Origin of the sequence: Sulfitobacter mediterraneus (assembly GCF_016801775.1) — a bacterium.
In the GTDB taxonomy this organism is placed as follows: Bacteria; Pseudomonadota; Alphaproteobacteria; order Rhodobacterales; family Rhodobacteraceae; genus Sulfitobacter; species Sulfitobacter mediterraneus_A.
Genome location: NZ_CP069004.1, coordinates 643,100 through 656,795, shown reverse-complemented (window position 1 = coordinate 656,795; position 13,696 = coordinate 643,100). Strand labels below are relative to the sequence as shown.

General features: G+C 59.6%; 17 protein-coding genes. 8 read left to right on the top strand and 9 right to left on the bottom strand.

What is annotated here, in order from left to right; translation table 11 throughout:
* Positions 1-36: 36 nt before the first annotated feature.
* The 3 genes from JNX03_RS03165 to JNX03_RS03155 form a co-directional block, all read right to left on the bottom strand.
* Entirely contained in the window at positions 37-522 is a 486-nt protein-coding gene (locus JNX03_RS03165) for a (2Fe-2S)-binding protein (RefSeq protein ID WP_203211005.1), read from the bottom strand.
* A gap of 130 nt (positions 523-652) precedes the next feature.
* A complete protein-coding gene (locus tag JNX03_RS03160; RefSeq protein WP_203211004.1) occupies positions 653-1,642 on the bottom strand; it encodes a molybdopterin-binding protein in 990 nt (329 codons plus the stop codon).
* Positions 1,639-2,607, bottom strand: a complete 969-nt coding sequence (locus tag JNX03_RS03155; RefSeq protein ID WP_203211003.1) for an XdhC family protein — start codon at positions 2,605-2,607, stop codon at positions 1,639-1,641. Before JNX03_RS03155 ends, JNX03_RS03160 begins: the two co-directional genes overlap by 4 nt.
* Before the next feature lie 167 nt (positions 2,608-2,774).
* Between JNX03_RS03155 and JNX03_RS03150 the strand changes: the two genes are divergently transcribed.
* From JNX03_RS03150 to JNX03_RS03135, 4 genes are all read left to right on the top strand, one after another.
* Positions 2,775-3,011: a BolA family protein gene (locus JNX03_RS03150; RefSeq protein ID WP_025048287.1), complete on the top strand. Its 237-nt coding sequence runs from the start codon at positions 2,775-2,777 to the stop codon at positions 3,009-3,011.
* Positions 3,012-3,015: 4 nt separating this feature from the next.
* Positions 3,016-3,357: a hypothetical protein gene (locus JNX03_RS03145; protein ID WP_231024130.1), complete on the top strand. Its 342-nt coding sequence runs from the start codon at positions 3,016-3,018 to the stop codon at positions 3,355-3,357.
* Between the two features lie 4 nt (positions 3,358-3,361).
* Positions 3,362-3,724 carry a Grx4 family monothiol glutaredoxin gene (grxD, locus tag JNX03_RS03140; protein ID WP_203211002.1) on the top strand — a complete coding sequence of 121 codons (363 nt, stop codon included), beginning with the start codon at positions 3,362-3,364 and terminating at the stop codon, positions 3,722-3,724.
* A 120-nt stretch (positions 3,725-3,844) separates the two neighbouring features.
* Positions 3,845-4,567: a Crp/Fnr family transcriptional regulator gene (locus JNX03_RS03135; protein WP_203240780.1), complete on the top strand. Its 723-nt coding sequence runs from the start codon at positions 3,845-3,847 to the stop codon at positions 4,565-4,567.
* Here the strand turns inward: JNX03_RS03135 and JNX03_RS03130 are convergent.
* Together JNX03_RS03130 and JNX03_RS03125 are read right to left on the bottom strand one after the other, a co-directional pair.
* A complete protein-coding gene (locus tag JNX03_RS03130; RefSeq protein ID WP_025048291.1) occupies positions 4,564-4,965 on the bottom strand; it encodes a cell division protein ZapA in 402 nt (133 codons plus the stop codon). The two genes, JNX03_RS03135 and JNX03_RS03130, sit on opposite strands and share 4 nt — an antisense overlap.
* Positions 4,958-5,452, bottom strand: coding sequence for a hypothetical protein (locus JNX03_RS03125; protein ID WP_203211000.1), 495 nt, complete (start codon positions 5,450-5,452; stop codon positions 4,958-4,960). Before JNX03_RS03125 ends, JNX03_RS03130 begins: the two co-directional genes overlap by 8 nt.
* A 272-nt stretch (positions 5,453-5,724) precedes the next feature.
* Here JNX03_RS03125 and tkt point away from each other — a divergent pair, with 272 nt between their 5' ends.
* A complete protein-coding gene (gene tkt, locus JNX03_RS03120) occupies positions 5,725-7,740 on the top strand; it encodes a transketolase (RefSeq protein WP_203210999.1) in 2,016 nt (671 codons plus the stop codon).
* Between the two features lie 399 nt (positions 7,741-8,139).
* Here tkt and JNX03_RS03115 read toward each other — a convergent pair whose 3' ends face one another.
* Positions 8,140-9,114 carry a DUF808 domain-containing protein gene (locus JNX03_RS03115; protein ID WP_203210998.1) on the bottom strand — a complete coding sequence of 325 codons (975 nt, stop codon included), beginning with the start codon at positions 9,112-9,114 and terminating at the stop codon, positions 8,140-8,142.
* A gap of 181 nt (positions 9,115-9,295) precedes the next feature.
* Between JNX03_RS03115 and gap (JNX03_RS03110) the strand changes: the two genes are divergently transcribed.
* The 3 genes from gap (JNX03_RS03110) (at position 9,296) to gap (JNX03_RS03100) (ending at position 11,627) form a co-directional block, all read left to right on the top strand.
* Entirely contained in the window at positions 9,296-10,297 is a 1,002-nt protein-coding gene (gene gap, locus JNX03_RS03110) for a type I glyceraldehyde-3-phosphate dehydrogenase (protein ID WP_203210997.1), read from the top strand.
* A 60-nt stretch (positions 10,298-10,357) separates the two neighbouring features.
* Positions 10,358-10,501, top strand: a complete 144-nt coding sequence (locus tag JNX03_RS03105) for a hypothetical protein (RefSeq protein ID WP_203210996.1) — start codon at positions 10,358-10,360, stop codon at positions 10,499-10,501.
* A 124-nt stretch (positions 10,502-10,625) separates the two neighbouring features.
* On the top strand, positions 10,626-11,627 hold the full coding sequence (gene gap / locus JNX03_RS03100) for a type I glyceraldehyde-3-phosphate dehydrogenase (RefSeq protein WP_203210995.1): 1,002 nt from the start codon (positions 10,626-10,628) through the stop codon (positions 11,625-11,627).
* Between the two features lie 44 nt (positions 11,628-11,671).
* Here the strand turns inward: gap (JNX03_RS03100) and coaD are convergent, their stop codons facing one another.
* The 3 genes from coaD to JNX03_RS03085 all read right to left on the bottom strand — a co-directional run bounded on the left by coaD (position 11,672) and on the right by JNX03_RS03085 (position 13,643).
* Positions 11,672-12,172: a pantetheine-phosphate adenylyltransferase gene (gene coaD / locus JNX03_RS03095; protein WP_203210994.1), complete on the bottom strand. Its 501-nt coding sequence runs from the start codon at positions 12,170-12,172 to the stop codon at positions 11,672-11,674.
* 66 nt (positions 12,173-12,238) lie between these two features.
* Positions 12,239-12,673 (bottom strand): CBS domain-containing protein, encoded by a 435-nt coding sequence (locus JNX03_RS03090; RefSeq protein ID WP_203210993.1) that lies wholly within the window; start codon positions 12,671-12,673, stop codon positions 12,239-12,241.
* A gap of 58 nt (positions 12,674-12,731) precedes the next feature.
* Complete coding sequence (locus JNX03_RS03085; protein WP_419584922.1) at positions 12,732-13,643, bottom strand: LysR family transcriptional regulator; 912 nt, start codon at positions 13,641-13,643, stop codon at positions 12,732-12,734.
* Positions 13,644-13,696 lie beyond the last annotated feature (53 nt).

The following is a 13,696-nucleotide window of genomic DNA, read 5'->3' as shown; positions in this document are numbered from 1 at the left end:
TGCTTGCAACCGATCCCGCAGCGGGCTTGTGCACCGTTATTCCGCCGCGATGGCGCTGACGTCCTGGCCCGAAGCCGCCATGATCGCCTTGACGATGTTGTGATAGCCGGTGCAGCGGCAGATATTGCCGTCAAGGTAGTGGCGCACATCTGCCTCTGTCGGCTTTGGGTTCTCTTTCAGCAGCGCCGCTGCCGACATCACCATGCCGGGCGTGCAAAAGCCGCATTGCAGACCGTGGTGATCCTGAAAAGCCTGTTGAATGACGTTGAGCGATCCGTCTGCGTTGGCTTGCCCTTCGATCGTGGCCACCTCTGCGCCTTCGGCCTCGACCGCCAGCATCGTGCAGGATTTCACCGCCTCGCCATTCACATGGACCACGCAGGCCCCGCATTGGCTGGTGTCACAGCCGACGTGGGTGCCGGTCAGCCCCAGATCGTCGCGTAGAAATTGCGAAAGCAGTGTGCGGCCTTCCACGTCGCCGGACGCGGATTTGCCGTTCACGGTCATCTTGACCTGTGTCATGTCTTCCTCCCTTTTGGTTCTTGTTTGGGGGGAGTTAAGCACGGCAAAGCGCTTATGAGAATAGAAAACCTCAGCATCTTTGGGGAGTGGCGGAATAGTGTAGGCCTGCCCTGTGACACTTAACGCAAGGTCAACTTCCCCGTCGCGGCATTGGCCGTGTCGGGATTTCTTTCAGCAATCCGCCCACACCCATCCCGGCAATATCAGCCGAGGACACCGCGATCCCGCATGCCACACGTGACAAAACCCAATCAGCCCCGTTCAGTGCCGGCGCACGGGCACAGCCCGGCAGGCCGATCACGGGACGGCCCGCGAGATCGCCCAGAAACAACAGATTGCCCGGATCAACCGGCATGCCGAAACGGGTGATCTGCCCCCCGGCGCGGCGAAGGGCCGCAGGGGCAACATCATCAATATCCGAGGTGGCAGATCCGGTGAGGACCAGCACCAGATCGCTTCTGGCCTGCGCCACCGCTTCGGCCAATGGGGCGGTTTGATGCGGGATCATCACCGTTTCCGTCAGATCCACCTGCAAGGCCTCCAGCCGCCCGGCAATGGCGGTGCGCCCCTTGTCGCCGACCCCGCCGGGGATCTCCGTGATGATCAGGCTGGCGGTTTTGACCTGCGGCTGCGCCAGATGGATCGCCCCTGCCCCCGCCGCATTTACAGCCGCGTTCAGCGCCTCTTGTGGTACTGCGTAGGAGATCATCTTGATCGTGGCGACCATGCCGCCTTTGGCCATCTGCTGCCATGGCGGGACAGTGGCGATGGTGATCATCGGATGCACAGCGTTGATCGCCTCAAGCGCGGCCACATCCAGCACTGCCACCCCCGGCCCGTCTGAAATCAGGTTAACCCGCCCTGTGAACGGCCGCGTTGCTGTCAATCCGCCTGTTTGGCCCAATATCGCAGACGCAAGGGTCGCGGCTGCGGCGTCTTCGGCGACGTCATCGGCGTCCAGCGTTGCGACGACAACCTCCGTGAGGCCAGCCGCCTGCATCGCCGCCACATCCGCTTGCGAAATCACCCGCCCCTTGCGCAAACGGCCCCTGCCGACAGCCACCGAATGGGCCAACACCGCGCCTTGAGCCGCGTTTAAGGGAACCGGCCCGAACTTCATGATTTCCGCAAGCTCTGGATCACTTCGGCCATGATCGAGACCGCAATTTCCGCCGGACCCGAGGCGCCGATATCTAGGCCAACGGGGCCGTGGATCTGGTCAATCTGATCCGGCTTGAAACCCGCCTCTTCCAGCCGTGCCCGCCGCGCGGCATGGGTGCGGCCGCTGCCCAGAGCGCCGATGTAGAATGGGCCTGCCTCCAAGGCCAAGTGGATCGCCGGATCGTCCAACTTGGGATCATGGGTCAGCAGAACCAGCGCGGTACGGGCATCCACCCCCAAATCGCGCAGCGCATCGTCGGGCCAGTCGTTGATCACCTGTGCGCCGGGAAACCGCGCCGCGGATCCGAAGGCCTCACGCGGGTCAATGATAAAAGTGTCAAACCCCACCGCCCGCGCCATACCCTCCAGATGCTGCGCGATATGCACGCCGCCCACGATGGCCATCCGCAGCGGCGGATTGTGGATCGCGATAAACGTCTGGCCGTCCTCAGACAGGCCGGATCGGTCCGTGCGAAAGCGTTCTGTATGGCCTTCCGTCACAAGACTGCGGGTGCTTCCGTCCAAAGCGACCTCATAGGCCACTGGCCTGCGGGCCGCGCGGGCCGCGACCAGATCGGCCAGCATATCTTCCGGCATTCCGCCTGCACCAATGGGTTCGACCAACACCCGAATGGTGCCGCCGCAGGCCAGCCCAACCGCAAAGGCATCGCCATCACTGACCCCGTATTCCAACAGGCGGCTTTCACCGGTCTCGAGTGCCTCCAGCGCCTCGATCACCACCGCGCCCTCGACACAGCCGCCGGAGACTGAGCCCTCCATCGCGCCGCTGCCCGACACAACCAGTTGCGCGCCAACCCGGCGCGGGGCCGACCCCCATGTTTCGATCACAGTGGCCAGCGCGGCCCCCTCGCCCGCCTGCACCCAGCGGAGCGCCTGTTCCGGTGCTGTCTCACGGTTTTGCATGGGGTCTCCTTTGTGTTGCCTTTACGCTAGCGGCTAACGCGGCGGTGGGAAACCGCATCTTGGCGCATGCGCCAAGATCACCGATCAATTCCGCGCGGATCGCTTGCGCCGGGGCCGCGGCGCGACTACATCTGTCTCAAGCCAAAACCCAAGACCGGAGCCACCCTATGCCCATGCAAGCCAGCGAAATCGAAGACCTGATCCGCGCCGCCTTTCCCGACGCGCAGATCACCGTCGAAGGCAACGACGGCGTGCATATGGCCGCGATGGTGGTGGATGCCTCGTTCAAGGGGATGAACCGGGTGCAACAGCAACGCGCGGTCTATGCCGCCCTCAAAGGCAAGATGGACGGACCAAACGGCGATCTGCATGCGCTGGCCCTGACCACCAAAGCGCCGGACTGATCTGATGTGGTGGTGGATCATAGGTGCAATCGTGGCCGTCGTGGCCGTGATCAGCTATGGTCAATACCGTGCGCAAAAGGGCATTTACCGCCCCCTGTCCAGCCGCCAACCGGCCCGCCGCGCCAATGAAAAGACCCCACTGGGGATGGAGGCGCTGGATATGGGTATCGTGTCCAGCGCCACGCGCCGCAACGAAAGCCTTGAGCGGGGGCAAACCAACTGGACCCGCAAGGGCTTTGGATTTTTTACGACAAGTGCCGATACCGACATCGATCCGCTTGCCGACGATGAAACCTATGCCGCGCGGTTCCATGCCGCGTTTCAAAAAGACAAAACAAAGGATTAATCTGATGAGCGATGCTGCAACACAGATCAAAGAAACCATCACTGCCAACGATGTTGTGCTCTTTATGAAAGGCACCAAGGAAATGCCGCAGTGCGGATTTTCCTCGCGGGTGGCCGGCGTGCTGAACTACATGGGCGTCAATTATTCGGACGTGAATGTGCTGGCCGATGAAGGCGTGCGTCAGGGGATCAAGGATTTCTCTGATTGGCCAACCATACCGCAGCTTTACGTCAAAGGTGAATTTGTGGGTGGCTGCGACATCATCACCGAGATGACCCTGTCGGGCGAGCTGGACACGCTGTTTGACGACAAAGGCGTGACTTACGACAAAGAGGCCGCCGACAAAATTCGCGAAGCGAACGGCTGATCCTTTGGCGGGGCTGTCTGCGACGGGCCACCCCGCCCTTTCCTTTCCGATCTTATCGATCTCTTGCGTTTTGCCGCGGCGAATGTAGGCTCCGGCCAGATTTTAAGATTGGTTTTTGCCTTGGATATATTTGCCTATCTCGCCTCCCCGGCGAGCTTCGTCCATCTTGCCACTTTATGCTATGTTCTGGGGCTCTTGACCCGTAACGAGCTGATCCTCAGGACATTTTTGCTGTCCGGCAGCCTTCTTTATATCCTGTATTACTACAACGTCGGCGACCGTCCCCTGTGGGAAGCCATCGTGGCAAGTGGTCTGATCGCGCTGTCCAATGTGCCGGTGATCTTTCGGATTTTCAAAGAACGGTCCACCTTGGGGATGAGCGAGGAGATGCTGACGCTCTACCGCAGTTTTCCCAACTTCAACCCCGGCCAATTTCGGAAATTGATGCGCAAGGCGCAGTTTGTGGCGGTGGAGCAAAGCACTACGCTGCTGCAACAGGGTGAGCAGCCAACCCATTTATATCTCACAACATCCTACGGGTTTGGCCTGATCCGCGATGACCGCAAAACCGAGCTGGGGCCGGACAATCTGCTGGGCGAAATCTCGTTCCTGTTGGGCGGTCCGGCCACCGCCACCGTAATCGCGGAACCTGGCTGCAGCTATGTCGCGTGGGAGGTGTCGGACCTGCGCGATCTGATGCAAAAGTTCCAGACTATCGAAAACGCCGTCACCGTCTTGCTGAGCCAGGACATCGCCCGCAAGCTGGCGGTCAGCTTTCCTCAGAAATCGGCGCGTCCGCCCTTGATCGTCGATCTGCCAAGGGCGGCGACACCGCCGCTTTAACCTTTTGAAGCGGCAGCTTTTTCTTCGACCGATGCGGCCAGTGCCTCGGCCTGAGCGGCCAGATCGGCCAGCGTTTCAGTGACCTGTTGCGGCACCACGGGCACCTCGATGCGTTCAGGTTCAACCGTGGCGTTGCGCAACCCGGCCAGTTCGGCCTCGCGTTCTGCCAGTTCGGCGCGCACCTCGGCGATGCGGTCCTCAACCGATGCGGTCTTGTCGGCCAGCATCAGGCCCGCCATCAACAACATCCGCGCCTCCGGCATCCGGCCCACCTGATCGCTCAGCACCTGCGCTTCGTCGTCCAGCATTTTGGCGGCAGAATGCAGATAGCTTTCCTCGCCCTCCTGACAGGCCACCTCGAATTGACGTCCACCGATTGTAATCCGCACTTCAGGCATCGGCGTTCTCCTCGTTGTTTGTGCCAGCCGCGCCATTCACCAGCGGGGTCAGTGCCGCCAAGATGGCAGAGGATTCCGCCACATCCGCCGCACGCGCCGCACGCAGCGCCTCAAGCTCTGCCAGCATCGCTTTGTTGATCAGATGGGCATCGCCCACCCCTTCAGAATTGGCCGCACGCAAGGCCGCGCAGGCATTGGTCAATTCCTGATTGGCGCGGCGCACCCGCTGTAGTTCTATGTCCAGCAATGCGATCCGCGAACGGCTTTCCTCGACCTGACTGTGCAGCGCGGCGGCCTCGGTTTCGGATTTGGTCTTGAGCGTGCGAATGCGTTCACTCAGCTGGGCATTGGCCGTGCGTTCCTCTTCAAGCGCCTGTGCGATCGCGGGATCGGGGGCCGGTGCGGCATTGCCTATCTGTTCGACGCCCTGCGCTACGCGATCCATCGCTGTGGCAATCCGGCGCTGTAGTTCCTCAATATTGCTCATAGCCGTTTTTCATCCCCTCATCTGCCGCCCACCGGGGCAGGCCCGCAATTGGCCGCCGATCCACGCGCGAATCGCCCGGTGTGACATATTTTCTCAATCCTACCCAAACTGCCGGGCAATTGCGCCCCCCTTTCAGATCAGCAGCTTGAACGGCGAAGTTCAACCACCTTGCGCCCCGAACGCGCCAATGCGCTTGGCTTTGGCTTGAACTTTGCCATATCGCTGGTATGCACGGGCGCAACACATCCATTGCCTGATAAGGAAGCCCCGTTTTGGATCTCAACGCCCTGCGCACCGCCAACCCCGACCATTGGTCAAAAGCCACCGCCATTCGCGCCCTGACGCTGGATGCCGTGGCCGAAGCAAACTCCGGCCATTCCGGCATGCCAATGGGCATGGCCGATGTGGCCACCGTGTTGTTTGAAAAGCATCTGAAGTTTGACGCGGCCAACCCCACATGGCCTGACCGCGACCGGTTCATCTTGTCTGCGGGTCACGGCTCCATGTTGATCTATTCGCTGCTGCATCTTGTGGGCGACGTGCAGTTCCCGATCGAAGAGATCAAGAACTTCCGACAGATGGGCGCCCGCACCGCAGGCCACCCGGAAAACTTCCTCGCGGATGCGATTGAAACCACCACCGGCCCATTGGGTCAGGGTATTGCCAATTCCGTCGGCTTTGCCATGGCGGAGGAAATCCAGCGCGCCCGCTATGGCAAGAAGGTCGTGGATCACTTCACCTATGTCATCGCCGGTGACGGTTGCCTGATGGAAGGTGTGAGCCAGGAGGCGATCACCCTTGCGGGCCGTCACAAGCTGAGCAAGCTGATCGTGATGTGGGACAACAACAACATCACCATTGATGGCCCGGTGTCCCTGTCCGACAGCACTGATCAAGTTGCGCGTTTCAAGGCCGCAGGCTGGCACACCATTGAAATCGACGGTCACAACCCCGATGAGATTGACGCGGCGCTGACTGAGGCCCGCAAATCCGATCTGCCCAGCATGATCGCATGCAAGACCCACATTGCCCTTGGCCACGCGGCGCAGGACACCTCCAAAGGTCACGGCGCCCTGACCGACCCCGCGCAGATGGCCGCCGCGAAAGAGGCCTATGGCTGGACCACCGGCCCGTTCGAGGTGCCTGCAGATGTGAAATCCGCATGGGAAGAGATCGGCAAGCGCGGCGCGTCCGAGCGTGCTGCGTGGGAGGCCCGTTTTGAGGCCCTGCCCCGCGCCAAACGTGAGAACTTCACCCGTGCATTGGCCTTCGACGCCCCCAAGAAACTGAGCGCGACCGTCAAAGCATTCAAAAAGCAGATGTCAGAATCCGCACCCAAACTGGCCACCCGCGCCTCTTCGGAGAAGGTGCTGGAAGTGCTGAACCCGATCCTGCCGGAAACCGTGGGCGGCTCTGCTGATTTGACAGGCTCCAATAACACCAAAACCGCCGATCTGGGTGTGTTTGACGTGGACAACCGCGGCGGGCGCTATGTCTATTGGGGTATCCGTGAGCATGGCATGGCGGCTGCGATGAACGGGATGGCGCTGCACGGCGGCGTGCGCCCCTATGGCGGCACATTCATGTGTTTCACCGATTATGCGCGTCCTTCCATGCGTCTTGCGGCGCTGATGAAGGTGCCAACAGTGTTTGTGATGACCCATGACAGCATTGGTCTGGGCGAAGATGGGCCAACCCACCAGCCGGTCGAACATCTCGCGATCAGCCGCGCCACACCCAACACCTATGTGTTCCGCCCCGCAGACACCGTGGAAACGGCAGAGGCTTGGGAAATCGCGCTGACCTCAAAAGAAACCCCATCGGTTCTGTCCTTGACCCGTCAGGGGCTGCCGACCGTACGGACCGAGCACAAGAACAACAATCTGTCCTCCAAGGGTGCCTATGTTCTGGCCGATGCTGAAGGCAAACGTCAGGTGATCCTGATCGCGACCGGCTCCGAAGTGTCGGTGGCCATGGCAGCGCGTGACATTCTGCAAGCCGAAGGTATCGGCGTGCGGGTTGTGTCCATGCCGTGTATGGAACTGTTTGCAGAGCAGGACGAAGCCTATCGCAAGCGGATTTTGCCCGGCGGCGCGGTGCGTGTCGGTGTCGAGGCCGGTGTGCGTCAGGGCTGGGATCAATGGCTGCTGGGCGAGCGCGGCAAATTCGGCAAGGCCGATTTTGTTGGAATGGATCGTTTCGGTGCCTCCGCCCCGGCGGAAGAGCTGTTTGAGAAATTCGGCATTACGGCTGCGAATGTTGCCGAAAAGGCCAAGGCGCTGCTCTAAAGCACCCAAAGCAAACGAAAAATCAAAGCCCCGTCTGATCCTTGTCAGGCGGGGCTCTTTCTTGCCAAACCCCGCGCGTGCGACGGCAGGAAACGGCGCAATCTATTGCCGGTTCACAAATCTGTTGCAATGTGCGCCACTTAACTTAGGGTTGTGGCTGTAACGTTAACGAGTTGTTATTCCGGATCGGTTTATTCTGGCTGCAAAACGGATGGGAAAGGACAACAGTGGCGATTGCGTATCTCTTGATTGCAGTGATGTCTGGCCTTGCGTCCGGTATCTACCATTTGGCCAACGGCGGCTCTGCGGCGGGCGCGTTTGGGTTGGCCGTATTGTTCGGTCAACTGGTAATGGTAACTGTGATCTGCCTGGCCTACCTGCGCAATCAGCGCCGGGCGGTTACGCCGCCCCGCGGTGAAAAATCCCACGCCAAAGCGGTGTAATCACCTTTTCCCCGATGGGGATCAGGATCAGCCCCAGCGCCAAACCGAACACCCCGTCCATCACGGCCTTTGATGCCCATTCAACAATGCCGACAAACCGGTCAGGCATGCTGTGCCCGATGGCATAGGCCAGGTCATGCACCCAGTGGCCGAGGGTGCCAAAGCCCAATTCTTCCAGACCGTGAATGATGATGGATCCACCCACCCAGAGCATTGCCGCGGTGCCGATTATCGTAAGCGCCTTGAGAAACCCCGGCATGCCTTTGACCAAACCGCGCCCGATAGACCGGGTCAATCCGAGCCGCCCCTTGTTGGCCATCAGCAGGCCCAGATCGTCCATTTTTACGATCACCGCAACCGATCCATAGACCGCAACCGTGATCATCACCGCCACCGCCGCCAGCGTCGCGGCCTCCATCCAGAAATTGCTGGGCGGAATGGCGGCCAGTGCAATGGTCATGATCTCGGCGGAAAGAATGAAATCGGTCTTGATCGCCCCGGCGGCTTTCTGTTCTTCCAGATGTGCCGGATCATCGGGGATCACATCATGGCCGGGAAAATCCTCATGGCCGTGACTGAGACCCAGCGCATGCGCGACCTTTTCCGCCCCCTCAAAACACAGGTAGGCTCCACCCAGCATCAACAGCGGCGGAATGGCCCAGGGGGCAAAATTTGACAGGGCAAGGCCAACGGGCAGAAGGAACAACAGCTTGTTGCGCAACGATCCCTTGGTGATCCGCCAGATCACCGGCAATTCGCGGCTTGCCTCGAATCCCTGCACATATTTGGGCGTCACAGCCGCGTCATCAATCACCGCGCCTGCGGCCTTGGACCCGGCTTTGGCCGCCTGTCCGATCACATCATCCACCGATGACGCCGCCACTTTGGCAATCGCCGCCACATCGTCCAGCAATGCAATCAAACCACTCATAACCCCATCCTTCTTGTTACCTGCCCAAGCTAGCGCGGAAACCGCCCCCGGCAAAACCTCTGGGTTATCGCTAACACAAAAGTTTATCGCTAACAGTCCCTTATCAGGCCGGATTGCCCCTTTAACCTTTGGGCACGCCCCAGATATAGAGCGCCCAAAGCCCCCATAAAGGATTGCCGCCATGACCATCAAAGTTGGTATTAACGGATTTGGCCGGATTGGCCGTTGCACGCTGAGCCATATCTCCGCCTCTGCGCGTGAAGATATCGAAGTGGTCAAAATCAACGCCACCGGGCCGCTGTCCACGGCGGCGCATCTGATCAAGTATGATTCCGTGCATGGCCGCTTTCCGGGCGAGATCACAGTTGATGACGGCTATATCAATCTGGGCCGCAATGACATCGAAGTGATGTCGACCTATAACCTCGAAGAACTCGACTGGTCCGGCTGTGACGTGGTTCTGGAATGCACCGGCAAGTTCAACGACGGCAACAAGGCCGGCGTGCATCTGGAACAGGGCGCCAAGCGGGTTCTGCTGTCTGCGCCGGGCAAAAACGTTGACCGCACAGTGGTTTACGGGGTCAATCACGACACGTTGCAAAAATCGGACCGGATGATCTCAAACGGGTCTTGCACCACCAATTGCCTCGCGCCCCTGGCCAAGGTGATGCATGAGGCAATCGGCATCGAAAGCGGGCTGATGACAACGATCCACAGCTACACCGGCGACCAGCCGACGCTGGACCGTCGCCACTCTGACCTTTACCGCGCCCGCGCCGCTGCGATGGCCCTGATCCCGACCTCCACCGGTGCGGCCAAGGCATTGGGTGAAGTTCTGCCCGCCCTCAAAGGCAAGCTGGACGGCACAGCGATGCGTGTTCCGACACCAAACGTAAGTGCGGTTGACCTGACCTTCACCGCCTCGCGCGATGTGACCGTCGAAGAGGTCAACGCCGCCGCCAAGGCCGCCGCAGAGGGCCATATGAAAGGTGTGCTGGGCTATGACCCGGAACAGAAGGTCAGCATTGACTTCAACCATACCGAGGAAAGCTGCATCTTTGCCCCGGACCAGACCATCGTTGTGGCCGACCGCACCGTGCGCGTGCTGGGCTGGTATGACAACGAATGGGCGTTTTCGGTGCGCATGGCCGACGTGGCTGTCGCCATGGGCCAGTTGGGCTGATCCTTGCATCCGAGATGTGCCCCTGTCATATCGGGGGCGCATCATCTGGACGAATAAGACGTGACAAACCGCCTTGCCATTATTCTGGGGTCATTCCTGATCGCCGCTTTGGTGATTGATATGATCCTGTTTGGCACCGAACATATTATTTTCCTTGCCCAAAAGTTTCTCGAACTGATCGAATGGGTCGCCTTCTGGCGGTGATGCCCTGCTGCGATTGCTGCATCGCAGAACATTGTATCGGTACTTTTTATTCCCTCTCAGGGCGTTGACACTGCGCCGCAAGAGCGCATTTTCAGCACAGATAATTTGATCAAAAGGTGATGCCATGACTGTGAAACTGGCCATCAATGGCTTTGGGCGCATCGGACGCAATGTGCTGCGGGCGATTATGGAACGCGGCGATGATATGTTTGAAGTGGTGGCGATCAATGATCTGGCCCCCCTGGAGACCAACGCGCATCTGTTTGAATTTGATTCCGTGCATGGCCGCTATGGCCGCCCTGTGACCCTTGGCAAAGATACGCTGGATGTGGGGCGTGGCCCGATCCGGGTCACGGCGGAACGGGCACCGGATCAGCTGCCCTGGGGGGATGTGGATATCGTGCTGGAATGCACCGGTCATTTCCGTAGCCCGGAAAAGGCCGGCCTGCACCTCAAGAACGGATCAAAGCGGGTGCTGATCTCTGCCCCCGGCAAAGGCGACATAAAAACAATTGTTTACGGGGTAAACCACGGTCTTATTGATGGCTCGGAGGCGGTGATCAGCAATGCCTCCTGCACCACCAATTGTCTGGCGCCACTGGCCCATGCCCTGCATGAAGCCTTTGGCATCCAACGCGGCCATATGACCACCGTGCACAGCTACACCGGCACCCAGCCGGTGCATGATCGGGACCACAAAGATCTTTATCGTGCCCGTGCCGCGGCGCTTTCGATGATCCCGACAACCACGGGTGCGGCCGAGACATTGGGCGTGGTGCTGCCACATCTGGACGGGTTGATCACAGGCACCGCCATCCGCGTGCCGACGCCCAATGTGTCCTGCGTGGATCTGGTGGTGGAGCTGAAAAGGCACGTAACCGCCGAGGAGGTAAATGCCGCGATGCAGGCCGCCGCGGACGGTCCCCTGGCGGGTGTGATGGGCGTGACCGACCGCAAACTGGTGTCGATCGATTTCAACCACGATCCGCGCAGCACGATCTTTGCCAGCGATCAAACCTCGGTGCAGCAGGGCAATCTGCTGCGGGTCTTGGCGTGGTATGACAACGAATGGGCATTCTCAAACCGGATGCTGGACACAGCCGGCGTGATGGCCGGTTATCTGTAAGGCCTGCCCCCAAACTGCGCCGCACCGCCCCAACTTCGGGGCGGTTAGACCTTGCGCGGAAACTTCTCAAGAAGATCGTTGTTCACGCTCGGGGTGACAAATTTGCTGACGTCGCCGCCAAGGCGGGCGATCTCCTTGACCAGTTTACTGGCAATCGCCTGATGCTGCGCTTCGGCCATCAGGAACACGGTCTCAATTGAATTATCAAGCTGGCGGTTCATGCCAACCATCTGATATTCATATTCAAAATCCGCCACAGCCCGCAAGCCACGTACGATCATCTGGGCGCCCACATCGCGGGCGCAATCAATCAAAAGGTTTTCAAACGGATGGGCAACGATTTCGACCCCGGTTTGGCGGCTGAGTTCGGCACATTCGGCCTCGATCATCTCGACCCGCTTTTCCAGACTGAAGAGCGGCCCCTTGTCACGGTTGATCGCAACGCCGATCACCAGCTTGTCCACCAACGTTGTCGCGCGGCGAATAATGTCAATATGGCCCAATGTGATGGGATCGAAAGTGCCGGGATACAGGCCAACGCGCATGAGGCAATCCTCAGTTAGAATCTTTGGCGGGCAAGCAAACATGGCTTGCCCAAAGGCGCAAGCGGCTTAATGCCCCATGATCATCCCTTGCAGGGCGTCTTTTTCCATCGACAGTTCCATCAGGCGTGCCTTGACCACATCCCCAAGCGAGATCAGGCCAACCAGATTGCCATTCTCGAGCACCGGCATGTGCCGGAACCGCCCTTCGGTCATCTTTTGCAGCACCTCATCGGCGCGGTCGTCCCGCGAACATGTGACCAGTTTCGACGTCATCAATTTGTCCACCGTCAGGGTCAGACAACCACTGCCGGATTTGCCGAGCTCACGCACGATATCCCGCTCTGACAGGATGCCATCGGGGGCTTTGCCGTCTTTGGAAATCACCAAGGTCCCGATCCGTTTTTCCGACAGGATTTTGGCCGCTTCGGAGATCAATAAACTTGGGGGGGACGTCACCACCGCATCGTCAGGTTTGGTCTTGAGAATTTGTGACACCAGCATGGCAGGACCTCCAATTAATTCATCCCTAACACCAGCGTCACCAGATTGGGCAATTGAGTCAAGCTTTTGCCTCAAGCGCTGCGACCTCAGAGCGCAGGGCGGTGATCAATTGATCGGCAAAGCGGCTCAATCTCAGGTTACGTTGATCGTCGGCGTGTCGGATCAGGTAGAAGGACCGTGTCAGGCTGACGTCATGTTCCAGAATTTTTTGAACCCCCGGCGCAAAGGGCAGCGAGAAATCATGCACCACTCCAACACCGCCGCCCTGCTGGATCATATGCACCTGTACGGATACGGAATTGGAGGCCAAAGGCACGCGCGCCTCACCCAGATCGCCCAGGTAATCCAACTCACGGTCAAAGATCATGTCGGGGATATAACCAACCAGCCGGTGCGATCGCAGATCGGCCTGTTCAGTGATCTTGGGGTGGTCCTGCAAATACTGGGCAGAGGCCGCCAGATGCAGGTGGTAGTCGGTGATTTTCTGGACAACCAGCCGCCCTGCCGTCGGGGCGCTGACCCCGATGGCCATGTCCGCCTCCCGCCGCGACAGGTTGAACACGCGCGGCAGGGCCACAATTTGAATATCCAGACCGGGGTTTTCGGCCACGATCCCCGCACAGACCTGCGGCAACAGGAAATTGGCACAGCCATCGGGCGCACCGATGCGAATCTGGCCGCTCAACCGGTCGCTGGGCGCGGAAACACCTGCCGTGGCGACACGCATCGCCTGCTCTGCCGTTTCGGCCCGCTCCATCAACTGACTGCCCGCTTCGGTCAGCGCATAGCCCTGCGGAGATTTCACAAACAGAACCGCCTGAAGATCCTTTTCCAGCCGCGCCACGCGCCGCCCCAACGTTGCCGGATCAAGCCGCAGTTGTTTGCCCGCACCAGACAGACTTTGTTCCCGTGCGACGGCCAGAAACAGCCGCAGGTCATCCCAGTTTTGCATTGCAGCGATATTTCCCATCTTACGTTTTGCAAAATTGCAAAACCATTTTGAAATCTTGCCTCTTTTACATG